Consider the following 24,834-nt stretch of genomic DNA (forward strand, 5'->3'; position numbering starts at 1 on the left):
CCGACCGTACCTTGCTCTGTGGTCGAGCAGGTCAGAGATCGTCTGCCGACATCCCGAACTTGCGGCGGATCGGGAACGACGCCAGGACGCCGAGAACCAGGATGAGGCCGATGGCGCCCGAACCGATCAGCGCCACATTGCGCGCGGTGTTGTCCGCGGGCGGCGGCGGTGCGGGCACCGCGAGCTGCAGGCTTCGCGCCGGGCTGGCCTGCTTCGGCGGAAGTTCTCTCGGCACTTCGTTGGTCAGCGCCGCGACCGGATCGACCGCGCCGTAGCCGATGTACGGATTCCAGCCCTCGGCCGGTGCGTGGGCGGTGGCCTGCAGCCGTTCGATCACCTGTTTGGCGGTCAGTTCGGGGAACCGGTCACGCACCAGCGCGGCGACACCGGCCACATACGGCGACGCGAAACTCGTTCCGCTGTAAGCCATGTACTTGCCCTGGTTGTCGTACTTGCCGTCGGAGATGCCGGTGGTCCTGGCATCGAGGGACGTAATGCCTTCTCCCGGTGCGGCGATGCCGACCCACGGGCCGGCGACGCTGAACGACGACGGTGCGCCGTTGGCGCTGATCGAGCCTACCGAGAGCACGTACTCGTCGTACCAGGCCGGGTTCACGTAGGTGCGGACCGTGCTCCACAAGTCCTGCGCGGGCTTGAGCGGGTCGGGCCCGGGATTGCCTGACTTGCAGGCGCCATCAGAGTTTCCCGCAGAGCTGACGATCACCGAGTCTTTCTCGACTGCCGCGTACTGCACCGCCGCGCCGAGCGCACGGAATGCTGGCTCGTTCGCCGGCGAACTGGTTGGGCAGGAAACCAGTGAGATGTTTATCACACTGGCGCCGAAGTCGGCCGCGCGTCGAATTGCACTGGCGAGCGAGGAGACCTTGCCGTAGCCGTCCGGGAAGTCATCGGGCGACTTGTCCCGCCCGGCGCCTTCCGCTTGGTAGAGCTGGCTGTTCTGGCGAATGCTGAGAATCCGTGATTCCGGTGCGACACCGGAAAAGCCTTGGCCCTCGATCTTGGTCGCGCCGATGATCCCCGCCACGACCGTGCCGTGCACATCGCAGTCCTCGGTGCCGTTGCCACCGGCGGCTACGTAATCGCCGCCCGCCCACATGTCTGGCAGACGAGGGTGCGGTTCCACGCCCGTATCGATCACCGCGACGAGTTGTCCTGCGCCACGGGAGAATTGCCACGCCCGCTCGAGATCGAGCGAACGCTGGCTCGGCGGGATCACCGCTGTCGCAGTGCTCGCCTGCGTGCGGAAGCACAGTCCGTTGGTGCCGCTGCCCTTTTCGGTCTTGTCCGGCGGTGCGGCGGGATCACCGGCGGGCAACATTCCGGGGTCGATCGCCGGCGGCCGGTCCGCGTGCGCGGTGCCGTACAGACCGAAACCGGCGTTCAGACCGACGACAAGAGCAACGGCCGTCAGTCGAAAGCCGAGCCTCACAGCCCGCGAACCAGCGAGTAGAGATCGGCGACCCAGAACACCAGCGGCAGCACCGCGGCGACGAACGCGTATTCGAGCAATTCGACGGCCCGGCGCATCGGCGGTGTCGCGGACTGCTTCGGCAGGATCAGGCCCATCACCAGCGCCGAGATCAGCATCACCAGCGCGGCACCGAAAACGACCAGGGGCTGGCGCATTTCGAGCGCGACGCCGACCAGCATGATCAGCACGATCGCCGAGCCACCCGCGATCAACACGATGGCCTGCTCGGCGCCCGCGTAGGTGCGGCTGCGGAACATCAGCACCACCGCGCACACCAGCGCCAGCGCGATGCCGGGCCAGTAGGGATCCTCGGCGCCTGCGCCGGTCGCCAGCAGCGCGCCTGCGACGGTGACCAGCGTGGTCGCGCTGACCAGGCCTGCGAGGTAATTACGGGCCCGCTCCGAGCGCGCGCGCAGGGCGTCGAGGGTGGGCAGGGCGCGGTGATCGTCCGGGTCGTCCTCGGTCGGGTCGATCGGGGTGCCGGGGGAGGGGACCGGCGGCAACGGCAGTTTCGCCAGCAGCATCGAAACCCGCGGCGAGAGTGAGAGTCCGGCCAGACCGAGCGCGGCGACGACCGCCCCGATCGCCTTGACGGGCTGATCTGTGAGCAATCCCACAAGCGCGGCAGGCACGCCGAACACCGAGACCGTCGCCGTTCCGATGAACAGCGCCAGCCCGATGCCGGTGACCCGCCACGCGAGCACCGCGATCGAGCCGAGCAGCGCGAACCCGAGCAGCAGGTGCGCCGGGCCGTAATGATCGGGGACCAGCAGCATGCCCGCGGTGAACGCGGTCGGCAGCGCGCAGCCACCGAGTACCAGCGCGGCCGAGGTGTCGCGGTACATGCGGCTCAGCACCGTGCCCGCCACCACACACAAGATCGAGACGAACAGCGCCAGCGACCCGGACACCCAGAACGGCAACGCATCCGGCGCGGCGAGCAGGCCGAAGCAGCCGACCAGCATGGTGATCGCGGCGAGCACCGAACCGGTGATGCGGGCCGTCTTCGGCGTCCAGCTGCGGTAGTGCTCGGCGTCGGCGACCGCGACGTTGTACATGATGTCGTCGAACAGTGGCGTCGGCGCCGCGTGCGAGGCGCTTTCCAGCATGAGCAGTTCGCCGTCGCGCACGCCCTGTTCGCCCAGGCTCAGCGAGTTCGAGAACGGGGGGTGGCCGATGCGCGCGAGGACCCATTCGGCGGGTTCGTAGCGTTCGCCGTCGTTGTCGAAATCGTTCGAGCGGCTGTGCTGCGCGACCATGTCGACCACGCTGGGAATGACGAGGGCGACCGGCACATCGACCGGAATAGCCATGTCTACCTGCGTGTGTTTGGCCAGGATGGTGACGCGGGCAAGGTCCGGCGCGCGAACGATGCCGCGTGCGGAGTCCTCTTCCACATGATCGAGTCGCGCGTGCGTCAAAACTCCCCCAGTTCCGTCTCTACCTCGTGTTTCCGCTCGACCGCTCTTAACGGTCGACAGTTTGCGGAACCCACCGTTCGGACAGCAGAATGCCTGACGAACCATACGACATGTCGGCCGCGACCTCTACACTGAGCCCGTCGCGACGACAGATGAGCGAGTAGTCAAGCAGGGGGAGTCTTCGACCATGAGCACCGTCAGGTTCCAGCGCCGTGCCCGGCGCGAAATGCCGCGTACGCCGGGTGGCGAGGTCACGTTGCAGCCGCCGCCGGAGATCCCGCGGATCACCCCGGGCAGCCTGCTGATGAAGCTGATGCCCGTCGTGATGGTGGTCGGCATGGTCGGCATGATGGCGCTGATGTTCACCCAGGGCAGCGGCATGCTGTCCAACCCGATGTCGATGATGTTCCCGATGATGATGATCATGTCGATGGTCACCATGTTCGGACAGGGTGGCGGCAAGGGCGCCAAGGCCGCGGAGGCCAACGAGGACCGCAAGGATTACCTGCGCTACCTCGATCAGGTCCGTAAAGATGTCGACGAGACCGCCAAACAGCAACGCGCCGCCGTCGAGTGGAGCCACCCTGAGCCCGGCCTGATCTGGATGCTCGCGGGCACCAGCCGGATGTGGGAGCGCCGCTCCGGCGACAAGGACTTCTGCCACGCGCGCATCGGCCTCGGCGGCCAGCGCCTGGCGACCAGGCTGGTGGCCCCCGAAACCGGCCCCGTCGAAGAGCTGGAGCCCATCGCCGCGGTCTCGCTGCGCCGCTTCGTGCGAGCGCATTCCACGGTTCCCGACCTGCCCACCGCTATCGCGGTGAAGGGTTTCGGCACCGTCGCCCTCGACGGTGACCGCGCCCAGGCGCGCGACATGACGCGCGCGATGTTGTTGCAGCTGTGCATGTTCCAGGCGCCCGACCAGGTGCTTGTCGCCGTGGTCTGCGGCCCCGACACCGCCCGCGAGTGGGAGTGGACCAAGTGGCTGCCGCACACCCAGCACCCCGAGGTGCAGGACGGCGTCGGCACCCAGCGCATGTTCTACGGCTCCATCCGCGAGGCGATGGCGGGCCTGCATCCGCTGCTCGGCAACCGGGTGCGCTACTCGCGTAACCAGCCGAACAACCCGAACATGGTGCACGTGGTGATCGTCGTCGACGGCGGTCTGCTCGAGGCCGAGGACGACCAGCTGCGCGAGTCCGGGTACGAGGGTGTCACCATCATCGACCTGTGCAATTACGCACCGCGCCTTGCTGTTTCGCGCGGCATCAAGATGGTCGTCGAAGACGGCGAGTGCCTCGGCCGCGGCGCCACCGGCAACCAGGAGCGCTTCGCCACCATCGACCGCGTCAGCGCCGAGCAGGCACAGCAGCTCGCCCGCAGGCTCGCGCCCTATCGCGCGGCCACCCAGCGCAGCAGCGACGTCGAGACCGACGAGACCGAGACGATCTCCACCTGGTCGCAGCTGATGAGCCTGGGCGATATCGGCAACTTCAACCCGGCCAGCGCCTGGCGTCCCCGCTACGGCCGCGAACGTCTGCGCGTGCCGTTCGGCATCGGCGCCGACGGTGCCCCCGTGGAACTCGATATCAAGGAAGCCGCCGAGAACGGCATGGGTCCGCACGGCCTGTGCATCGGCGCGACCGGTTCCGGTAAGTCGGAATTCCTGCGCACCCTGGTGCTCAGCCTGCTCGCCACCCACTCGCCCGACCAGCTCAACCTGGTCCTCGTCGACTTCAAGGGTGGCGCGACGTTCCTCGGCCTCGACGGCGTCCCGCACGTCGCCGCGGTCATCACCAACCTCGAGGACGAAGCCGACCTCGTCGACCGTATGAAGGACGCACTGGCAGGCGAGATGAACCGCCGCCAGGAAGTCCTGCGCCAGGCAGGCAACTTCGCCAACGTCTCCGAATACGAGAAGGCCCGCGCGGCAGGCGCCGACCTGGACCCGCTGCCCGCGCTGTTCGTCGTGCTCGACGAGTTCTCCGAACTGCTCACCCAGCACCCCGACTTCGCGGAACTGTTCGTGATGATCGGCCGCCTCGGCCGCTCGCTGCAGGTCCACCTCCTGCTCGCCTCGCAGCGTCTGGAGGAAGGCAAGCTCAAGGGCCTGGAATCGCACCTGTCCTACCGCATCGGCCTGAAGACCTTCTCCGCCAACGAATCCCGCCAGGTCCTCGGCGTCCCCGACGCCTACAACCTGCCGAGCACCCCCGGTGGCGGTTACCTGAAGTCCGACTCGGGCGAGATCCAGCGCTTCCAGGCCTCCTACGTCTCGGGCCCGTATGTCGGTGGTGGTTCAGCCCGCGAGGTCACCAGCGCGGGCATCGTCGGCGGCGAGATCGACGTCAACGCCCGGCCTTTCGCCGCGACCCACGTCGGCTTCCGCGCCGCCGACCGGGTCCCGCTGCCGGTCGAGGCCGAGTTCGAGCCGGAGCCCACCGGCGACGAGAACGACCAGATGTCGAACCTGAACATGCTGGTCTCGCGCATCCAGGGCCACGGCCGCCCCGCCCACGAGATCTGGCTGCCGCCGCTCGACGAGGCGCCGACCATGGATCAGCTCGTCCCACGCTCGATCCTCACCGGCGAGTACTCCGCGATCGCCACCCTGCGCGCCCCCATGGGCATCGTCGACCGCCCCTACGACCAGCGCCGCGACCCCTTCGTGGTCGACCTGTCCGGTTCGCGAGGCAATGTCGCGATCGTCGGTGGCCCGCAGTCGGGCAAGTCCACCGCCCTGCGCTCGATGATCATGGCGATGGCATTGACCCACACCGCCGAGCAGGTGCAGTTCTACTGCCTCGACTTCGGTGGTGGCACGATGACCAGCCTCCTCGGCCTGCCGCACGTTGGTTCAGTGGCGAGCCGCCTCGACGAGGACCAGGTCCGGCGCACCGTTGCCGAGATGACCACGATCGTCCGCACCCGCGAGGCGAAGTTCCGTCAGCTGGGCATCGAGTCGATGGTCGAGTTCCGTCGACTGCGTTCGATAGATCCCGCGTCCAGCCCCGCCGCCGCGGGTGCACATGAGGATCCGTTCGGCGATGTGTTCCTGGTCATCGATGGCTACGGCTCGATCCGCCAGGATTTCGACGCTCTTGAGCAGACCATCATGAACCTTGCGGTGCAGGGTCTTTCGTACGGCGTGCACGTCGCTATCGCGCTCAACCGATGGGCCGAGGCCCGCCCCGCGCTCAAGGATCAGATCGGTACCCGAATCGAGCTACGCCTCGGCGATCCTATGGACTCCGACCTCGGTCGTAAGTTCGCCGCGCTGGTTCCGCAGGGTCGCCCCGGCCGCGGTATGACTGCCGAATGCCTGCATATGTTGACGGCGCTGCCACGCCTCGACGGTTCTTCCGATCCGTCGAATCTTGGCCAGGCGGTTGCCACCGCGGTCGAGACCATCAGCCGGGCTACGCCTGGGCGCGTCGCTCCGCAGGTCAGAATGCTGCCGGACCAGTTCCCACGCGACCAGCTGCTGCACCTCGCCGGCAATTGGCCTTCACGGGTCGATCCGTCGTCCAAGTGCATGCGTATCCCGATCGGAATCAACGAGGCAGAGCTCGCGCCCGTCTATCTGGATTTCGCGGAGAGCCCGCACTTCATCGTCATCGGCGACACCGAGTCCGGTAAGACGACGTTGCTTCGCTCGATCATCGACGGCATCGCCGCGTCGAATACTCCCGATCAAGCCAAGTTCATCATCGGTGACTACCGGCGCAACATGCTCGGGCTCATTCCCGAGGGCTATCAGGCGGGCTACGGTTCGACGGCGCCCCTTTTCACCGACTACATGAACGGCTTGGCGACATATGTAGCCAAGCGAACTCCGGGACCCGACGTGACACCGCAGCAGCTGCGGGAGCGGTCTTGGTGGAGTGGGCCGGAGCTGTATGTCATCGTCGATGACTACGACCTGGTCGCAACCTCGCAGGGCAACCCGGTGTCGGCGATGGTCGAACACATTCCACACGCGCGTGACCTCGGGTTCCACCTGATCATCGCTCGTCGTTCCGGTGGTGCCAGTCGCGCTATGTACGAAGCAACCCTGGCCAGGATGAAGGACCTCGGCTCGGCTGCGCTGATCCTGAGCTGCAGTCGTGACGAGGGTGTTCTGGTCGGCACTACCCGACCGGGCCCGAAGCCGACCGGTCGCGGTACCTTCGTCACCCGTAACACCGAGGGTCTGATCCAGACCGCATGGATGCCGCAACCGGAATGACCGTCGTCGAACTGGTTGTCAGCGAAACGAAGGTGTGGGCGCGTGGCGCCACCACACACTGGGACGTTCCACCGTCGATCGTGGTGGGCAGTAATGGTTTCGACCTTGTTGTCGGCGAGCCACTAACTGCCCCCACCCAGGCGGTGTCGGCGGTTCAGTATCTGGCTGCCGGGGTGATCGCGTTGCCTCCTCGGATGCCGACGGCAGGTCAGGCCCTGTCCGCAATACTCGGCGCGGTCATGGACGCCCTGCGGGTTACGCCGCTGTGTGACCGAATCGTCGTCGTGCACCCGACGGCGTGGGGGCCGCCTGAACTCGAACTGTTCGGTACTGCCGCTGGGCAATTCGCACACGAGGTTGTTTTCGAGTCCTGTGCGCTGCGCGCCTCAGCAGCCGACATCACAGCTAGCCGCAGCCGCCGCACCGCGATTATCGAGTTCGGCATGCTGTCGACCTCGGCCTCGTCGGTCGTCTACGACACAAACGGCAGTCATGTCGAGGCAGTCGAGGTCGAACCGAACCTCGCTGCCTCGGAACTCGCAGGCGAGGAAGGCTTCGGCCACCTCGCGGCGCTGCTGGGACTCCTGCTCACCGACCGCCCCGCCGACGTCGTCCAGGTGTTCGGCACCACCGATCCCGCGGTACTGGCCTCGGTGACCGCAGTGGTCGAAAGTGTTTGCGGCGCAGGTGTATCCGTGAGCCCTTTGACGGGAACGGATCTAGCGCGCCCCGCCCGGAAGCCCCCGGCCTACACCCCGTCCATCCCGCCTGCGGCCGAGTGGATGCAACCCCTGCGCGAGCGCGCCGCGGCCACCAACCCCGTCGACCGCCGCCCCCTCTACGTCGGCGCCGCGGCCTTGGTCGCCGTCGTCGCCGCGGCAGCGATCGGCGGAATCTTTCTGTTCGGCTCCGGCGACCAGGAAGCGACCGCAGCGGTCGCGACCACCACCGTTGCGCCCACCACGGTGACCCCGGCACCCACGTCGTCGAAACCGAAGCCCAGACCCTCCACGGAGACGGTCGGCCGAGTCGTCGTGGAAGTCCCCGCAGGCTGGCACCGCACCACCGCCACCGACGCCCGCGCCGACCTCGTCCCCGACGACGCCGCCCGCCACCGCATCACCATCACCCAGAAACCGGTCACCCCCGGCGCGGGCTACGACGAGGTCGCCGCCGACCTCGCCGCCCAAATAGCCAAAAAGCCGGCAGGAACCGTCACCGAGGTCCGCCGCGACGTAGTCTTAGCCGGCCGCCCCGGCCTCTCCTACGAAGAACGCCCCGCCGACGGATCCACCGTCCGCTGGCAGGTCCTCGTCGAACACGGCGTCCAGGTCAGCATCGGCTGTCAATACGCCGAAAACGGTTGGGCCGGTGTGATGTCCGCTTGCGAACAGGTCGTCGGAGCAGTTCGGGTCGACCCTTAAGGCCACCTCTCTCGGTGCGCCTGGTTCGGCCATGTACGGGCGCTATTTTTCGGCACCCGGCCGACGGAGACTTCATCGTGAGGATTCAGCTCGATTCGGGTTCGGTGGTGTGCGCAAGTACGCTCGCTGCGGGTCGCGTGTTCGTCTGAGCGGCCTGTGAATAGGGAGGGGAACCATGACTTATCCACCGCCGCAGCAAGGTCCGGGTTGGGCGCCTGGTCACGCGCCGGGACAGGGTGCGCCGCAGCAGTATTCCGGTCAGCAGCCGTATCCACAGATGCCGTCGCAGCAGGGGGTGCCGCCGCAGTACGGGACGCAGCCGCACCCTGGGGGACAGCCTCACCCGCAGCAAGGTTGGGGTCAGCCGCCACAGCAGGGATGGCAGCAACAACCTCCGCAACCGAACCCGTGGTGGAAGTCGCCTCTCGTGTTGGCCGGCGCCGCGGTCGTGGTGGTCGGTGCGCTGGTGGCCGGGGTCGTCGCGATCTCGAGTGGAGACGACGCCGAGGCCGACACGGTCGCAGCGCCCTCGTCGGTAGTCCAGGAGGCGCCCTCCGCGCCCACCTCAGCGAAGAGCACCGCCAAGACCGCACCGACAACGAGCAAAGCTGCCCCACAATCCGTTTCGGCGGACGCCAAGGCCGTCCTCGAGGCGCTGCCCGCACCCCTGCGTGACGTCGTCGCCGTCAACAACATCACCGAGAAGGCCCCGATCGGCAACGACCCGTACGCGGTTCGAGTGGTGTTCACCGTCCCGGCCAAGAACAGTCTGACGGTAGGCCTCCTGCGTACCGCCGTCGACATCGACCGTTACCCGATCGCCTGGATCGACACGAACCCGGACAAGCTGCTCCGCCAGTGGAGCAGTCAGCATCCGGAGTGGTTGACCGACAAAGGTGAGAAGAAGTTCCGCATCGACGACACGATCCCGGGTGGTGGAGCGACCATCGAAACCTTCAACACCACCACGAAGCTGTACATGTCGATGTCAGGATTCAAGGACAAAGACTCGGCCCTGAAGTTCCTCGAGCGCGCGGGGTTCTGAGTACCGGGATTCACGGCCCGGTGAGGTGAGCCAACCGGTCGCCATGTCGATCAGAGGTCGGCATCGTCGTTAGAACGGGTCCCAGCGGCAGAACTGGCCACGCGGCGGGGCTGACCAGCTCACGGTAGGTGTCAGCACTCGCGCCGGGCCGGGTGCGGCGTAGCGGCTCGCGGGTGCCAATTGCGCGCGACTCTGTCGACGGGTACCGTCTGCAGGGCGCGGTTCTGCATCAAAATTGGGGGAGATTGATGGATGGGGGCAAACCACATGACGATCATTCAGTGTCGTCCCGCCAACGCTTCCCAGCCCTGCTGTGGCTGGCTGAATCAAAAAGTTCCGACATGAGTGGAACCGATCGCCCATGTCTCGCGTCTAACCAAGTGTAGAGCAGTGGTCCCTCGACCCGGGATCAGCTGACAACCCGAAAGGAACCCGATGACTCTTAATGCAAATGTTGCCGACCTGCAGACTTTCTCCAAGGAAGCGGAAGCTTCCTACACCGAGATCGAAGGTCTGGTCAAGAAGATCTGGGCCGGCAAGATGGCAGCCACGGAGACGTGGAAGGGCAACGCGCAGCTCGCGTTCGACCAGTTGATGGACTCCTATGCTTCGCGCGCGGAGAAGCTGAACGACAAGCTCCTCGAGACGTCGCAGAAGCTGATGCAGGCAACGGACAGCTACACCGAGCAGGACGCGATGTTCAAGGGTCAGGTCGAGAGCAAGATGGCTGAACTCGATCTGCCCGCCATCTGATCGAGCAACCTGTACCTCTCAGTAATTCTCAGTAACTCTCAGTAAAGGGGATCCACACCAATGTCGGATGTTATTGCGTCTAATCGGGACTCGGTTGATACCGGCGCCCAGGACATGATTGCCACTGCAAACCAGCTGGCCGATAAGCTGCAAGCCTTCCACAAGAAGGTTGAAGCAATTGCCGAGAAGTGGGGCGGTAGCGCACACGAGGCCTTCACGCAGATGCAGGGCGAGTGGAATTCGCAGTCCGGGCAGCTGAATACGACGCTGATGGAAGCGGCAAAGCTCGTTCAGACCGGCAACTCCGAGCTGCACGACACCGACAAGTGGTTGTCGGGCAAGTTCGTCTGACACCGAGCGCACAAAGTTCGGCCTCAGGGTTGTGACCCTGAGGCCGAACTTCGTTTCGCAGGCCTTCTACTGGATTCGCTTGCTCAGAATCGGAACCAATCGGTCGACAAGTAGTTGCTCCGATTTGTCGGACCAATTCCTGATAGCGGTGACAGTCGCAGGGTCGTCGACCACGATAACGGTGGCGTTCGATGTGGTGATTGCTCCCGGGAGCCCGAGCAGCCCTCCGCCACCTGCCTTCGCATCACTCCGAATGGCGAGGATGTAGTCGCCACTCTTGAACTTCGAAAAGATGCTGTAGCGCTCATCGCTGGTGACGTTGCGCGGTGACGGTTCGTCAGACGATTTCGTCAAAGCGGGGCTGTATACAAGGCCAAGATCACTGAAGAAGCTTGTTTGCGTCGTTGGCGACAAGTACATCGCCATGTCCAGCTCGAACCCACTACCATCGGCGACGTCAACCATCGCAATCGTCTTACCGGCGAAGCTGGGGTTGGCGGCACGTGCCTGGTCGACAGGGCTGGAACCGCTGGGGGTCGATGAATGAATCGCCGATGGATCAGTATCGCCGCCCTGGCTCTGCACCGCGAAGATACCGATAGCCACTGCCACTGCGACGACAGCTACCGCAGCACTGGCAATAATGAGCTTGGACCGGCCTTTGGGAGCAGCCGGGCGAAACGCTGTATCGAAACGCTCGGCAGGAAATTGCGGTGCCGCAGTGTGTGGACCAGTCGAGGTTGTGGTATGAAAGCCACTCGACGGAGCCTGTTGGAGTGATTGGATTGGATACGTAGGGCTGGTATTCGTGGACGCGGGCGAATGGCCGGGCATCAGCGCATTTGCGGCGGCGTCGGTGAATTCACGGCAGGACCTGAAGCGATCCGCAGGATTCTTGGCCATTGCCCTCGCGAATACGGCATCAATCGCAGGTGGGAGACCGATATTGACTGCGGTGGCGCTGGGTGGGGGCTCATGGAGGTGGCCCATCATCACCATTGCCGGTTGAGTGGCGGGGTAGGGATTCCTCCTTGTTAGAAGCTTGAAGAATGAACAAGCCAAGCTGTAGACATCCGCACGATGATCGAGTGGCGACCCGGCGAGTTGCTCTGGTGGTGCGTAAGCGATGGTGGCCAGGAAGCTTCCGGTTTGGGTGAGCTCCGTCGCATCATCATTGGACTTGGCGACGCCGAAGTCGGTGAGAAATATCCGCTCCTCCTCGCTGTCGATGCTGGAGAGGAGGAAATTTGCTGGTTTGACATCGCGATGAAGCAAACCCTTGCGATGTGCGTAATCCAATCCCTTCCCCACTTCGGAGACAATTCGAAGTGCCCGAAGGGGATTCATCGAATGGGGATCGCGCGCCATCTCCGCGGAGGCATCGGTGCCTTCCACATACTGCATGGCAATCCACAGCTGGCCATCCTCTTCGCCTCGGTTGAAGACCGACACGATGTTGGGGTGGTCAAGGCCGGCCGCGAGATTAGCCTCGCGTTCGAACCTGGCACGGAATTCCGCGTCACGTGACAGTTCGGGGCTTAGGATCTTGAGCGCATCCATCCGTGGCAAGCTGGGGTGCTTGGCGAGATATACGGAGCCCATACCGCCAGCTCCGAGTATCCGCTCGATTCGGTAGCCGCCAACGATGGTGCCAGGAGTCATCGCCACCGTGATCGTCTCCTGTCCTGCATCAGTAGAGCATATTGGTTCATGTCGCTGGCCAGCACTGCACTGCTACTGACTGTTCGCGAGGAGAGCATACTGGGCCGCGGCACGTTGATGTGCGTCGGTGAGCTGATCGCTTTCGACGGTTGCTACATACTGACGGTATGTGATGGCACAGCGGAAGCGCTTTGTCTTGTAGTCATCCTTCGGATTCTCACCGCATCGTGCCTCTGGCAGCACCGGCGGTTCAGCTGCGACGCCAGGATAGTTCCGTTCCAGGATTCGCGATGCCAACATGCTGGCCCCTGCTCCATCGCGGGCACGGTACAACATGTTCGTGCTGGACATGGATGTCGATTTGGAGAATCGGTCGACTCCGGCCTCGGACATCACGGTTTTCCAGTGGTCCTGCGGCCCGACGTTGTGGAGGAACCCTCGCACTGTGAAGGATGCTTGGTCACCGATATTCGGTGCACCAAACCCTTCAGGGTTGAGCGTACGGCGAAGCATCTGGTCGGGGTCGTCCGGGAGGAACAGCATCTCGGTGGGAGGGAGGGCGGGAATCTGATCCAGGAGCGGCAACTGCGCAGCGTACGCCTTCTGCGCGAGATCAGTCAGGTCTTCGAGCTTGGCTTCGGCGGTGCCCATATACAGATTGACGACATAGCGGCCGTAGGCCAGTGTCGACCCAATGGTGGGTACCCCTGGGCGCCAATGTGAATGTGCCGCCGGGTATTTCGGCAGACTGACTTTCTGGTTGGCATCGGCAGCTATGGCGAAGTCGGTCTCGTCGATCTCGGTTGCGGCGCGCTTCGCGGCCTCCTCGTCCGGAAACTGCATCACGGCTACGGTGGTAAAAGTAGATCCTGGGGGAGTCTTCCCTGATGAATCGTTTTCTTTGTCGCTGGACCCCGCGCCGAATCCGAACATCATCTTGTTCCGCTCGAGTACTGGCTTGTTGGCGTTCGCCAGAAGTTTGGTCGCCTTTTCGGCGTCCAGGAAAGGAATTGAACCCGTTCCAAACTTTAAACGGGCATCAATATCCGGTCCGATGACTACGTGATCGGCGAGCCTCATCAGTGCGAGATTCGAGGCGCCTGAGAGGTCGTTGTGATAGTCGAATCGCATATCCAGCGGGGCCGTCGCGTTAGCGTACGACCCGGTATCCAGAGTGCGTACATCCAGTTCTCCGGGCAGCGCGGTAGCGGTTGTGGATGAACCGCAGCCCGTAGCGGTGAGCGCGGCGACCAATGTGGCCGCGATGCATCCAAAAACGCGGATTCTTGACGAAGGCATCGACGATCCTCGGCTTTTCTTATGCATCATTTGCTCTTTGTGAGAATTGTGTACTGAGCCGAAATTCGCTGATGCACGTCGGTGAGTTGCGTTGCGGCGACTTGGGAAGCGTATCGGCCGTACGAAACGCTGCAATAGTACTTCGTAGCGAACTTGTTCGGTCCAACGTATTCCAGGCACTGTGCAATTGGTAAATTGGCTGGAGCGGGGGCGGTCCGTAAGAACTTGGATGGCTCCCCGTAGTAGTCTGCAATCTTTGCAGCAGCATCATTGTCTTTGGCCCTGAAGACAAAGTTGCCCGACCAGGAGACTCTGTCTACCCCGGTTTCTTCGAATAATGCGGCCATCTTATCTGTGTCGCCAAGGAGTTGGAGGCCGCCGTGTCGGTCGTATACGCCCGGAATTCCACGCTGATTCTCGTCCGCCGTGACGGTTGACATCGCGAGACCGAGCATTCCGTCCATATCCACGTCGATATCCATCAATTTATCGGGTGCGGTGGGAGTGTATCGCTGAAGGGCTGGAGCGATCTTATTTATACTGTTCTGCACTCTGGATATGAGCTCGGCCTCATCTGAGGTTTTCAGCGTCCCCATGACGCTGTCGTAAACATACGTGAATATCACGAATCTGCCGACCGGCTTCCACGACTTGATTTGTCCGGGCCATTTCGAACTAACCTGCGCGCGAACATTTGTAAGACTTCCGAAGCCGTCGCCGACTGCAGCGGGTCTAGCGTCTGGATCGGTAGCCGCCTCCTCGGTGGCGAGTACCTCCGCGGCCGTACTCGCATCCTTTTCGGTATTGAATATCATGACGACATTGTCGAGCTCGTAAGACAGGCCGGGTTCTGCGTTGGATCGAGCAGTGGAGACAAACCCTGACATGAACCCTTTGGCGGATTCGGTCAATTTATTCGGGTCAGCGTTCATGCGTGATTTGATAGCGGATGAGTCGAACCCCGTGAAGATGCGTATAGCGCCGCTCATCGAGGGTGGCGCGTGTACCGCGTCGGGTTCGATCTCCATCGGTAGGGGAATCTTATTGCCGAGTCGCATAGCTTCGACGGCGTGTGCCATGTCGAGATTCTTAGGTTTCCCGAAGACTTTGGGCTCTGTTTGGAGATTCCCCACATCGAGTTTGCTCACGTCGACGGACTGGGCGCCGGGCGACCCATCCGCGTCGGTCTCGGACCCGCATCCGGTGGTCGCTGTGATCGCCACAGCGAGCCCGACCGCAAACAGCGCCGAACTCGTTCTCCTCATGTGATTCCCCTCCGTCGTGAGGCGACCCGCGTCCTGCCCTGCGGGGGCCGCGTGTTGGTGCCCGCCTTGCTCCTGCGGCCCAACTGCTGGGGAGAAGATAGCATTCGCACCGACCGGTGTGCTCGGTGCTCACCGCTCCATGCACCTGAGCTGCGGTTGGCATGGAGCTGACTTGCCCGCCTGTGCCGCGAGTGGTCGTACGTGGGCGTGAGTTCGGCTGCGGTAGAGCTCAATCGGAACATCCGTAGGCCGCGATCAGCTGTTGGCGAACAGTGCATATTGTGCTGCCGCACGTTGGTGGGCATCCAGCAGTTGGTTACCGCTTACTATTCCGACGTATTCGTTGTAGGCGACGATGCAGCTGAAGCGTTTCGAGGCGCCGGGGCGCTTGTTCTCTATGCAGGCCGAATCGGGGAGGTTCGGTGGGGCTGCGGCCTCGGCTTCTACCTGCCAGGGGAACATTTTTTCGTTGACCGCGCGGCGGGCCGTTTGCTCGTCGGGGGTGCGGATGCCGATCGAGCCCCAGGACAGGGCTACCTGCTGAGCACTCATCTTGGTGAGCTGCTCGTCGATGTAGTGGCGATCGGTGGGGAGCTGGTCGCCGGCGTAGTGCAGGATGCCGTGTTTGCCGGTGACCAGGTAGTAACCCGCGCCCTCGGGGTTGGCGAGCTGGTCGGGGTTGAGGGTGCGCATCAGGAGGTGGTCGGGGTCGAAGGGCAGGGTCATAACCTGTTCGTCGGTCAGGGGTGTGGTTTTGGCGAGGGCCTCGATCTGCTCGGTGTAGGCGCTCGCGGCGAGGGTGGCGAGCGCTTGCTGATCGGGGGTGGGCACCGAGAGCAGGAACGCGATCACGTAGGGGCCGTGGGGGAGCACGGTTCGCAGGAAAGGCGAGTCGGGCCGCCAATGTGACAGGGCCGCAGGGTGTCCGGGGACGGCGACCGGCTGGTTGCGGCCTTGCGTGGCGCCGAAGTCGGTGTCGTAGAACTCTTTCGCCGCGGCAGCGGCGCGATCCGCGTCGGGGAACTGCATGACCACCGTGGTGGCGGTGAGCCGGTTCTCGGCCTTCTTCGTCGGCCAGTCTCCGTAGGTTTCGACGCGTGAATCCTTTGCGGCACCGCTGGATTCGAAGCCGTACAGCATCTTGTGTTTCTTCGAGACAACCGACATCGCGTTCTCGTCGCCCATCTCTGAGGGCATCACGCCCGCGGAGAAGGTGGTCCCGCGTTTGCCGTAGACCATCTGAGCGTCGATGTCGCGGGAGTTGATCACATAGTCGGCGATCCGCATCGCCGCCACGTCGTACATCGAGTAGAAGGCGGGGACGGGATCGTCGTCGTGGGCGTTGAGGGGCTCGGTGGGGTACGCGCCGACGTCGAGTGTTCGGACATCGATCTCGCCGGGCAGCGCCTGGCCGGACAGCGAGGAGCCGCACGCGGTGAGGACCGTGGTCAGCGCGGCGATCAGGGCGTAACGGATTCTCATTTCGCGTTCACCAACAATGCGTACTGGGCGGAGACCCGCTGCTGGGCATCGAGGAGCTGGTTCGACCAGACGTAGGCGGCGTACCGGTCGTAGGAGACCGCGCAATAGAAGCGGATCGCGATCCGTTGCTCCCGGCCGATGTATTCCTTGCACCGGGCGCTCGGCAGGTTCTTGGGTGCGGCGGAGGCGGTGAATTTGCGGGTGATGCCGCCGAGTTCGTCACGGACGCCCTGGGCGGCCGCGATGTCGCGGGCCCGGAAGACCTCGGCGCCGTCGTTGGCGTAGAGGTCGATGCCGAAGTCGTCGATCATTTTCGCGGTGCTCACCGGGTCGGAGAGGAAATGTCGGGCGGTGCGGCCCGCGTAGACACCGGGTGGGTTGATCCAGGAATCCTCGCGGGGGCGGGGTGCGGTGCGGCCGAGCATGCCGTCGCGATCGCGTTGCAGGCTCATCAGCTCGGTGCTCGGGGTGGGGGTGAACTTCGCGACCGCGGGGACGATCGTGTCGAGGCTCTTGCGGGTGAGGTCGAGGAGCGCCTGCTTGTCGACCTTCTCCAGCCAGATCTTCAAGTAGTCGTAGAGCCAGGTGTAGATCACCAAATGGCCGGTGGCGAACCAGGATCCGATCGACTGCTGGTCGGGCTGCCAGTGCGCGGTCGCCGCCGGGTAACCGGGGATCTCGATGCGCTGATTGTTCGGGGCGTAGCCGAAATCGAGTTTTTCCAGCTCGGTGGCGGCGGTCGCGGCCTTCTGCGCGTCGGGGAAGATCATCACCGCGTTGACCATGTCGAGGCCCATGTTCTTTGGCTTCGTCTCGGCCGAGCTCACGAATCCACCGATGAAATCAGGGGCGGCCTCGGCGAACCGGTCGACGGCCATGATCTTGCCGAGCGCGGCTTCGGCGTCGAGGAAGACCGACGCGATCGACGGATTGGTGTGGATGAACCTGGGATCGATGTCGGCAGGCGTCGGAACGAAGTCGCCGAGTCGTTCGGCCTCGATGAATCGGCCCTGGTCCAGGTTCGCGACCGTGCCGACCTGGCGGGGTTCGGTCGGATAGTTGCCGACGTCGAGCGAGGCGAGGTCGACGGGGGCGTCGGTGGCGGCGATCTCGTCGGGACCACCGCACGCGGCAACAGTGGTCAGCAGCGCGGTCGCCAGGACGCAGACGACTTTCGTGGCTCGCAATTCATTCCTCCCCGAAACGATTGTCGGCGGAATCCTACGTCACCGCATTCGAGGAGTGGGGCCGAGCGAACCTACAAACTGTTGGCCAGCAGGGCGTACTGGGCGGTGATCTTCTGGCGGACCTCGGGTTCGCCGTCGGCGCTGACCATCGCCAGATAGCGCTTGTAGGCGACGTAGCAGCGGTAGACGTAGTCGTCTTCGGAGTTGCCGTTGTCGTTGAGTTTCAGACAGGTCGCGGTGGGGACGTCGGCGGGGGCGGTGATCGGGTCGTAGTGACCGGCGGAATCGATGAGGCCCCGCATGAGGGATTGGGCGGCGGACTGGTCACGTACCCGGGTGACGGCGCCGCCGTCGACGACTGCGTAGGCCTCGACTCCTGTTGCCTCGACGAGGTTTTGGCGGGTGGTGAGGTTGGCGGCCTTGTTGATGAGGTGTTCGGGGGCGTAGGAGGCGAAGGAGTACTGGCCGGGGTGCATGGCGGAACGGTTGTCGACTACGGCGCGGGCGAGTAGCCCGGCGGGGTCGACGGGTAGGTCGGCGAGCTTCTCGGTGGGGGTGGGGTCGAACTTCGACAGCTGGGCGAGTTCGGCGGCGATGTTCTTGTCGATCCAGGAGGTGAGGTCGGCCGCGTCGGCACGCGGACGCTGGATGAACAGCGAGATCACGAACTCTTTGTGGGCGAGGAAGGCGCCGATGGTGGGAACGCCTGGGCGCCAATGGAGGTAGGCGTCGGGATATTTGGTGGAGGCGAGTTTGCGGTTGTCGGGGGAGACGGCCAGGTCGACGTCCTCGAGTTCGCGCGCGGCGAGGGTGGCGGCGGCCGCGGTGGGAAAGCGGAACAGGGCCGTGGTCAGGGCGGTCGCGTCGGGGCCGGGGCGGGTCTCACCGTCCGGATCGGCTTTGTCGGCGCCGAGCGCGACGTAGCCGGTGAGGAATTTGCGGTTCTCCAGAACAGGTTTGGACACGTTCGCGACGAAATCCAGCGCACGTTCGACATCGGGGATGACGACACCGCCGCGGCCGTGTGACAGCGACGGATCGATCCGCACCGCGGGCACCACGGCCGCCGACATCCGCGCACCCTCGACCAGCGCGCCTTTGTTGCCCGCGGTGTCGGTGTAGGTGTGCCGATCGGTGGCGAAGGTCCCGGTCTCCAGACCGCGCACATCGGGCTCACCGGCGACGGGTGTGCCGCTGACGGCGCAGCCGGTGAGGGCGACGAGGGCCCCACCCAGGGCGAGCGCGACGCGAATTCTGGTCGAATCGATCATCAGGTTCCCCTCGATGTTCCTCCCACAACACCTATGAAGTTACCGGACTGAACCCGCCCAGGGGGACTGATGCGGGGTGCTTGCCATACTCTGGATGACATGGCGACCCCCCTGCTGTGCAGTTCCGGTGGAGGCCGATACCTGTGAGGGATCGGCAGGTCGAAGTGGTGCTCGGAAGTCACGCGGTGGCGCGGGTCGCGGGCGCGGTGATCGTGGTCGCGCATCGCGGGCAGGGCAAGCTCACGCCCGGCGATACCGCGGCGATCGCGCTGGAGTCGTTGGCGGAGTTGGTGCGTGACGCGCACGAGCAGGCGCCGTCGGGGCCGGGTTCGGTGGTGGCGCGTGAGGCGACCCGCTGGCTCATGAAGTACGCCGAGCAGATCTCACCGGGTGTGCCGATCGATTTCGGGGTGCTCTCGGCCGCCGACAACGGCGGCGTGGCGATCTTCCTGCACGGCTCGGTGACCGCGGTGCTCGCCGACGAGCGCGGGCCGGAGTACTACCGCGGTAGTGACGCGGCGTTCACCGTCGACCGGGTGGCCTCCGAGCCCGCGAAGGCGGTCGCGCTGTTCGCCGACGACGCCAAGGGCCGCATCCCGGATCTGCCACCGGAACGCGGAATCGGTTGGCTGGTCGAAGGAATCGCGCAGGCGGGCGGGGCCGTGATGTGGTCCAACGATGTGCGCAGCCGGGTGCGGACCGCCGAACCGGTAGGCCAAACCAGAAGACCCCCACCGCCCACCGCCCGCATAGATCGGGAACCACAAGCACCGCAACCGGATTCACGCCCGGCCGAGCAGCCTTCGACCGGGATGCAGCCCGCGACCTCGATGCTGGACGCCGTCACCGGCACCTCGCATGGCACGGTCGACACCCCCGTCGCCGACCCGCACACCGCCGAAACCCAGCACGCCGGAACCAATCCCGCGCCCGAACCCGATCCCAACCTGCAGCGCAGGCTCGAGGCCACCGCCAAGTCGACGGTGCTCGCGGTGAAGGTGATGGGATTCAAGTGCGCGCGTGCGCATCCCAGCGATCCGCGCTCGGCGTTCTGCACGGTGTGCGGCATGCCGGTCGACCAGACCCAGGCGCTCGCCGAGGTGGTCCGCCCGCCGCTCGGCATGCTCGTGCTCGACGACGGCATGACCTACCTGATGGCCGCCGACGCGGTGATCGGACGCGACCCGGAGAACTCCGACGCGGCCCAGCGCGGCCTCATCCCGCTGCGCATCGACGACACCTCCGGCGGCATGTCGCGCGCGCATGCCGAAGTGCACCTGGTGAATTGGGACGTGCAGCTCATCGACCGCGGTTCCACCAACGGCACCCGCAGCAGGCACCCCGGCTACCGCGACTGGGTCCGGCTCACACCGAACCAGCCCATGGTGCTCGTCCCCGGCACCGAGGTCATGATCGGCAACCGAGTGTTGCGCTACGAACCAGCCGCACCACCACCGTTCGGCTGACCCCTACTCGACCACCTGCACGCCGGGTACGGTCCTCAGTCGGCGAGGTGGATCACTTCGGAACGAACTGCCATCGCGGGTAGTACGCATCGCCCGGCCTCGAGTGATGCGTGCAGTACCCATTCGGATACGCATCTCGATGTGCATCGCGGTATCTTGCGCAGTTCTCGAGTGTGTCGAATGTCAGCGCGACGGCTTGCGCGGGCGTTGTCAACGTAGCGCTCAACGCTATTCCGGCCAGCCCGGTGATCAACAAGGTTCTAGTTCTCGACATTTTCCCCCCAAGTGTCCATTTCGATCCAGGGTATGGTCGGCAAGACAGCCAGGTCAACCAGTATTTGTTCGCTCTGCTGTTGCTTACTCGTACCTTGCTGAGCACGGTGCGGGGCCGCCCAGCACGCCTGCGCGAAACGCGTCAACGCGGGCGAATCCGCTCGGGACCGTTTTCGCTTCGGTATCGCTAGCGGCCAACCCGTCGGTGAGCAGGCCGGATACCGCCTCGTCGAGGTCGCCTGCGGCCAACATGATGTCCCCCTCGGAAACGGGGCGATCCGGCCGCGCGAGTTCGCGGCTGACAGCACCGGACAGGCATGCGGCCCTGAGTCCGGTTTTCGCTCCGATCAGCGGTTGACCCTGGCTTTTCTGCACGGCCAGCGTATATCTCGATATAACCGCGATGTACGCGTTGTAATCGCCGCTGACCTTTACCGGCAACGGGCCGTCGTCATCGGTCGAGACCGAGCCGCGTTCTGCCAGCCCTGGAATGTCGATCGCGATCTTGTTGCTCGAGGGGCAATATGAAACGGGTTCGGTGGGGACGCCGTTTTCGCAGGCGATGACGGCACCGCTGTAGCTGAACTCTGGATGAGGGTTGGTCGGCATGATCGATGCGAGAGCCTTGCCCAGTTCGACCAAGTTGGATTTCGAAACCTCTTGTTCGCCGGATTCTCCGCCGTAGCTCTGCGGGAGATTGCCGCGGCGTGAGTCGATCTCGTCGGAGTCGATGCCCTTGCAGCCGCGCGGTCCGTCGGTGAACCCGATCTGCACCGCGGTGACCCGTTCGAAGGCCGAACCGTGCACGCTCTCCGGATCGTCGGGATCGGAGTCGCGAATCGAAACAGTAGCGGCGAGAACGGAATTCAGGCCGTCGGAGGTGTTGATCGTGAAGTGCTCGGAGTTGCCCTCGGCGACATGACGCATGAACGCGCCCGCGAAGCAGTCGGCCTGCTGTTCTTTCACCAGGACCGGCGTCTTCTTGGTGACCATCTTGGCCATGGTCTGGATGGCGTGACCGTATTCGTGGGCGAGCACCATCACCACCGACATCGTCCCGAAGGTCTCGCTCATGGTCGGCAGCAGCATCTCGCGGTCCCAGCCGATCGAGTTGTCGCTGCGGCAGTAGGCGGCATTCACGAGGTGGTAGGTGGTTTCGGAGCAGAATTCGACCGCTTCGCTGCGGGCCGCGCGAGCGTTCCAGGAGATCAGTTTCTCGACCGGATCGAAGGTCTCGCCCGGGAATTCGGTGCCGAAGCCGGACTGCCAGTAGGACTGGATGTCGTCGATCGCGTTGAGCGCCAAGGTGTCCACCTCGCCACCGTCGCCATTGGACGCGGTGAGCGGCGAATCCGGGACGCCGGGACGCGGCCCGTTGGGTCCGCCGGTGGTCGGTAACCCGGCCACCTGGAACGGATCGTCGTAGATGGAGACCCCGTGACCATCGATCGCCCGCGTGCAACCCACTCCGAGCAGCGCGCATAGCGCCACAGAGATCGCAATGAACACTTGAGCTTTCGGCATCGGTCCCCCTGGTCGGCCGGATACACGTGCAGGTCGATCGCCGGATCAGGTATCGAAGCCGTCTCGGGGGCACCGCCGATGTCCGGGCGATGGCATAGTATCCGCTCCATGTCTTCACCGGGGGCGCAGACCATCACCGTGCGCCATGATGGAACCGAACGAGTCTTCGAAGCGAGCCAGCAGATCACCATGGGCCGCGCGCCCGAGGTCACCCTGTTCGTGGACAGTCCGCTGGTCTCGCGTGTGCACGCCACCTTGCGATTCAGCAACGGCGCGTGGGTGCTCGCCGACAACGGGAGCACGAACGGTGTGTTCGTCGACGCGCGCAGGCTGAACCAGCCCGTGTCGATCGACCGGCCAACCCAGGTGCGCCTGGGTGACGCGATCACCGGGCCGCTGCTGCACCTGGTCCCCGCGGCGCCTGGGGCGCGCCACGCGGCGACCATGGTCGCACCGCCTTCCCAACCACAGCACCAGCCGCACCAGCAACAACCGCATCACCAGCAGCCGCGTCCGCAGCAGCAGCACCCGGGCTTCCAGCCACCGTCACGTCCACCGCAACCGCAATACGTGCCCACCTCGCAGCTGCCCTCGCAGCCGCAGGACAACATCAACATGACCCGCCGCGCCGACTCGTCGATGCTGCCGCCGGTCCGCAAGGCCGCCTCGACCGAACCGGTCGCGCGCGGTGACCGCATTCCGCCCGGTGGCCTGAGCATCGGCCGCACCTCGGACAACCAGATCGTGGTGAACGATCCGCTCGCCTCGCGCGCGCACGCGAAGCTCCTCGCCTCGCCCGAGGGCCTGGTGATCGAGGACCTCGGCTCGGCCAACGGCACCTTCGTCAACGGTCACCGCCAGCAGCGCTCGGTGCTGCGCGAGCGCGACATCGTCACCATCGGCAACATCGACTTCGTCGTCACCCAGGGCGCACTGGCGCATCGGCAGAAGCCGGTCGCCGAGCAGGGCCTGTCGGTGCACGGGGTCGGGTTCACGGTCGAGAACAACAAGCAACTGCTCGTCGATGTGAACATGACGGCCGGGCGCGGGACGCTGACCGCGCTGATCGGACCGTCGGGCGCGGGCAAGTCGACGCTGTCGAAGCTGATCGCGGGCAATACCCAGCCCTCCGGTGGTGTGGTGACCTTCGAGGGCCGCAACCTGCACGCCGAGTACGAGGCACTGCGTTCGCGTATCGGCATGGTGCCGCAGGACGACGTGCTGCACCGTCAGCTCACGGTTCGCCAGGCGCTGGGCTTCGCCGCGGAGCTGCGGCTGCCGCCGGATACCACGAAGGCCGACCGGCAGCAGGTGATCGACGGTGTGCTGCAAGAGCTTTCGCTCACCCAGCACGCCGACACCCGGGTCGACCGGCTCTCCGGTGGTCAGCGTAAGCGCGCGTCGGTGGCGATGGAGCTGCTCACCGGTCCGTCGCTGCTGATCCTCGACGAGCCGACCTCGGGTCTGGATCCGGCGCTGGATCGCCAGGTCATGCAGATGCTGCGCGAGCTGGCCGATGCCGGGCGCGTGGTGATCGTGGTGACGCACTCGGTGGCCTGCCTCGATATGTGTGACCAGGTGGTGCTGCTGGCTCCCGGCGGTAAGACGGCGTTCGCCGGCCATCCGGGTGGGGTCGGTGCGGCGATGGGGACGAGTGACTGGGCGGAGATCTTCGCCGAGGTCGCGGCCAATCCCGACCAGGCGTTCGCGAAGTATCGGTCGAGGCAGGCCTATGTGCCGCCACCGCCGCCCGCGCAACCGAATCGCGGCAACGTGGGCGCGCCGCCGCAGTCGAGTGCGATGCGGCAGTTCAGCACGTTGTCTCGCAGGCAGTTGCGGTTGATCTTCTCCGATCGTGGCTATCTGATCTTCCTGGTGGTGCTGCCGTTCATTCTCGGCGCGTTGTCGCTGGTGGTGCCGGGTAGTGACGGGTTCACCGAGGGCGCGCTGGTGCAGCTGCCCGACGGCTCGTTCGGGCGGGAAAGCGGCGGCGAGGCCCAGCAGTTGCTGGTGGTGCTCATCCTCGGCGCGTGCTTCATGGGCGCCACGCTCAGCGTGCGTGACCTGGTGGGCGAACGGTCGATCTTCCTGCGCGAGCGCGCGGTCGGCCTGCTGCCATCGGCGTATCTGATGGCCAAGATCGTCGTGTTCAGCGTGACCGCGTTCCTGCAGTCGGCGGTTCTGGTCGGTATCACCTTCCTCGGTAAGAAGGCGCCCGGCGAAGGTTCGCTGATTCCGAACGGCAGCCTCGAGCTGTATTTCGATATCGCGATGACCGCGGTGTGCTGTGTGGTGTTCGGCCTGCTGATGTCGAGCCTGGCCAAGTCCAACGAGCAGGTCATGCCGATGCTCGTGCTGATGATCATGGTGCAGCTGGTGATGGCGGGTGGCCTGATTCCGGTGACCGACCGGGTCGGCCTCGAGCCGATCTCGTATCTGTTCCCCTCACGCTGGGGTTATGCGGCGGGTGCGTCGACGGTCGATTTGAAGACGCTGGTCTTCGGCTCACAGGAGGACGTGCTCTGGGACCACACCACGTGGATCTGGCTGCTCGACATCGTGATGCTCATCGTGATCACCTCGATCCTCGCCGTGATCACCTGGAGCCGGCTACGACTGAAGAAGTCACAGGCATGATCGGCCAGGTCAAACCCATTTCGGCGGGCAAGCTGCGCGTGTCTGTCGCCGACCGGG

At 64.8% G+C, this 24,834-nt stretch carries 16 protein-coding genes; 7 read left to right on the plus strand and 9 right to left on the minus strand.

The features are described from left to right. Positions 1-31 precede the first annotated feature (31 nt). Positions 32-1,450 (minus strand): type VII secretion-associated serine protease mycosin, encoded by a 1,419-nt coding sequence (gene mycP / locus ACQHI0_RS32840; protein WP_427905575.1) that lies wholly within the window; start codon positions 1,448-1,450, stop codon positions 32-34. Continuing rightward, positions 1,447-2,913 carry a type VII secretion integral membrane protein EccD gene (gene eccD / locus ACQHI0_RS32845; RefSeq protein WP_427905576.1) on the minus strand — a complete coding sequence of 489 codons (1,467 nt, stop codon included), beginning with the start codon at positions 2,911-2,913 and terminating at the stop codon, positions 1,447-1,449. Before eccD ends, mycP begins: the two co-directional genes overlap by 4 nt. 187 nt (positions 2,914-3,100) lie before the next feature. Between eccD and eccCa the strand changes: the two genes are divergently transcribed. From eccCa to ACQHI0_RS32870, 5 genes are all read left to right on the plus strand, one after another. Further along, entirely contained in the window at positions 3,101-7,138 is a 4,038-nt protein-coding gene (gene eccCa, locus ACQHI0_RS32850) for a type VII secretion protein EccCa (protein WP_427905577.1), read from the plus strand. Then, positions 7,117-8,562 (plus strand): type VII secretion-associated protein, encoded by a 1,446-nt coding sequence (locus ACQHI0_RS32855; protein ID WP_427905578.1) that lies wholly within the window; start codon positions 7,117-7,119, stop codon positions 8,560-8,562. Before eccCa ends, ACQHI0_RS32855 begins: the two co-directional genes overlap by 22 nt. Positions 8,563-8,989: 427 nt before the next feature. Next, the gene (locus ACQHI0_RS32860; protein WP_427905579.1) at positions 8,990-9,607 is read left to right on the plus strand and encodes a hypothetical protein; all 618 of its coding nucleotides are present in this window, start codon (positions 8,990-8,992) and stop codon (positions 9,605-9,607) included. A 435-nt stretch (positions 9,608-10,042) separates the two neighbouring features. Beyond that, a complete protein-coding gene (locus tag ACQHI0_RS32865; RefSeq protein ID WP_427905580.1) occupies positions 10,043-10,360 on the plus strand; it encodes a WXG100 family type VII secretion target in 318 nt (105 codons plus the stop codon). A gap of 60 nt (positions 10,361-10,420) precedes the next feature. Beyond that, positions 10,421-10,711 (plus strand): WXG100 family type VII secretion target, encoded by a 291-nt coding sequence (locus ACQHI0_RS32870; RefSeq protein WP_427905581.1) that lies wholly within the window; start codon positions 10,421-10,423, stop codon positions 10,709-10,711. 66 nt (positions 10,712-10,777) lie between these two features. Here the strand turns inward: ACQHI0_RS32870 and ACQHI0_RS32875 are convergent, their stop codons facing one another. From ACQHI0_RS32875 to ACQHI0_RS32900, 6 genes are all read right to left on the minus strand, one after another. Continuing rightward, positions 10,778-12,373: a serine/threonine-protein kinase gene (locus tag ACQHI0_RS32875; protein ID WP_427905582.1), complete on the minus strand. Its 1,596-nt coding sequence runs from the start codon at positions 12,371-12,373 to the stop codon at positions 10,778-10,780. 72 nt (positions 12,374-12,445) lie between these two features. After that, positions 12,446-13,702: a DUF7373 family lipoprotein gene (locus ACQHI0_RS32880; protein WP_427905583.1), complete on the minus strand. Its 1,257-nt coding sequence runs from the start codon at positions 13,700-13,702 to the stop codon at positions 12,446-12,448. After that, on the minus strand, positions 13,699-14,937 hold the full coding sequence (locus tag ACQHI0_RS32885; protein ID WP_427905584.1) for a DUF7373 family lipoprotein: 1,239 nt from the start codon (positions 14,935-14,937) through the stop codon (positions 13,699-13,701). Before ACQHI0_RS32885 ends, ACQHI0_RS32880 begins: the two co-directional genes overlap by 4 nt. 255 nt (positions 14,938-15,192) lie before the next feature. Further along, positions 15,193-16,419: a DUF7373 family lipoprotein gene (locus ACQHI0_RS32890; RefSeq protein ID WP_427905585.1), complete on the minus strand. Its 1,227-nt coding sequence runs from the start codon at positions 16,417-16,419 to the stop codon at positions 15,193-15,195. Continuing rightward, positions 16,416-17,606 carry a DUF7373 family lipoprotein gene (locus ACQHI0_RS32895; RefSeq protein ID WP_427905586.1) on the minus strand — a complete coding sequence of 397 codons (1,191 nt, stop codon included), beginning with the start codon at positions 17,604-17,606 and terminating at the stop codon, positions 16,416-16,418. The genes ACQHI0_RS32890 and ACQHI0_RS32895 overlap by 4 nt, the downstream gene beginning before the upstream one ends. A gap of 71 nt (positions 17,607-17,677) precedes the next feature. Continuing rightward, positions 17,678-18,877 carry a DUF7373 family lipoprotein gene (locus ACQHI0_RS32900; protein WP_427905587.1) on the minus strand — a complete coding sequence of 400 codons (1,200 nt, stop codon included), beginning with the start codon at positions 18,875-18,877 and terminating at the stop codon, positions 17,678-17,680. A gap of 143 nt (positions 18,878-19,020) precedes the next feature. Here ACQHI0_RS32900 and ACQHI0_RS32905 point away from each other — a divergent pair, with 143 nt between their 5' ends. Further along, entirely contained in the window at positions 19,021-20,343 is a 1,323-nt protein-coding gene (locus ACQHI0_RS32905; protein ID WP_427905588.1) for an FHA domain-containing protein, read from the plus strand. A 357-nt stretch (positions 20,344-20,700) separates the two neighbouring features. On the opposite strand, the gene ACQHI0_RS32910 is transcribed toward ACQHI0_RS32905, so the two are convergent. Then, the gene (locus tag ACQHI0_RS32910; protein ID WP_427905589.1) at positions 20,701-22,140 is read right to left on the minus strand and encodes a metallopeptidase; all 1,440 of its coding nucleotides are present in this window, start codon (positions 22,138-22,140) and stop codon (positions 20,701-20,703) included. 108 nt (positions 22,141-22,248) lie between these two features. On the opposite strand from ACQHI0_RS32910, the gene ACQHI0_RS32915 reads away from it, so the two are divergent. Beyond that, on the plus strand, positions 22,249-24,777 hold the full coding sequence (locus tag ACQHI0_RS32915) for an ATP-binding cassette domain-containing protein (protein ID WP_427909374.1): 2,529 nt from the start codon (positions 22,249-22,251) through the stop codon (positions 24,775-24,777). The last annotated feature ends 57 nt before the right edge of the window (positions 24,778-24,834 follow it).

The organism is Nocardia sp. FBN12 (genome assembly GCF_050320175.1).
Lineage (GTDB): Bacteria > Actinomycetota > Actinomycetes > Mycobacteriales > Mycobacteriaceae > Nocardia.

Excerpts from the sequence above, each read along its gene's own strand:
- eccCa (WP_427905577.1), top strand. The coding sequence starts at position 3,101 with ATGAGCACCGTCAGGTTCCAGCGCCGTGCCCGGCGCGAAATGCCGCGT.
- ACQHI0_RS32855 (WP_427905578.1), top strand. The coding sequence starts at position 7,117 with ATGGATGCCGCAACCGGAATGACCGTCGTCGAACTGGTTGTCAGCGAA.
- ACQHI0_RS32865 (WP_427905580.1), top strand. The coding sequence starts at position 10,043 with ATGACTCTTAATGCAAATGTTGCCGACCTGCAGACTTTCTCCAAGGAA.
- ACQHI0_RS32870 (WP_427905581.1), top strand. The coding sequence starts at position 10,421 with ATGTCGGATGTTATTGCGTCTAATCGGGACTCGGTTGATACCGGCGCC.
- ACQHI0_RS32875 (WP_427905582.1), bottom strand. The coding sequence starts at position 12,373 with ATGACTCCTGGCACCATCGTTGGCGGCTACCGAATCGAGCGGATACTC.
- ACQHI0_RS32880 (WP_427905583.1), bottom strand. The coding sequence starts at position 13,702 with ATGATGCATAAGAAAAGCCGAGGATCGTCGATGCCTTCGTCAAGAATC.
- ACQHI0_RS32885 (WP_427905584.1), bottom strand. The coding sequence starts at position 14,937 with ATGAGGAGAACGAGTTCGGCGCTGTTTGCGGTCGGGCTCGCTGTGGCG.
- ACQHI0_RS32890 (WP_427905585.1), bottom strand. The coding sequence starts at position 16,419 with ATGAGAATCCGTTACGCCCTGATCGCCGCGCTGACCACGGTCCTCACC.
- ACQHI0_RS32900 (WP_427905587.1), bottom strand. The coding sequence starts at position 18,877 with ATGATCGATTCGACCAGAATTCGCGTCGCGCTCGCCCTGGGTGGGGCC.
- ACQHI0_RS32910 (WP_427905589.1), bottom strand. The coding sequence starts at position 22,140 with ATGCCGAAAGCTCAAGTGTTCATTGCGATCTCTGTGGCGCTATGCGCG.
- ACQHI0_RS32915 (WP_427909374.1), top strand. The coding sequence starts at position 22,249 with ATGTCTTCACCGGGGGCGCAGACCATCACCGTGCGCCATGATGGAACC.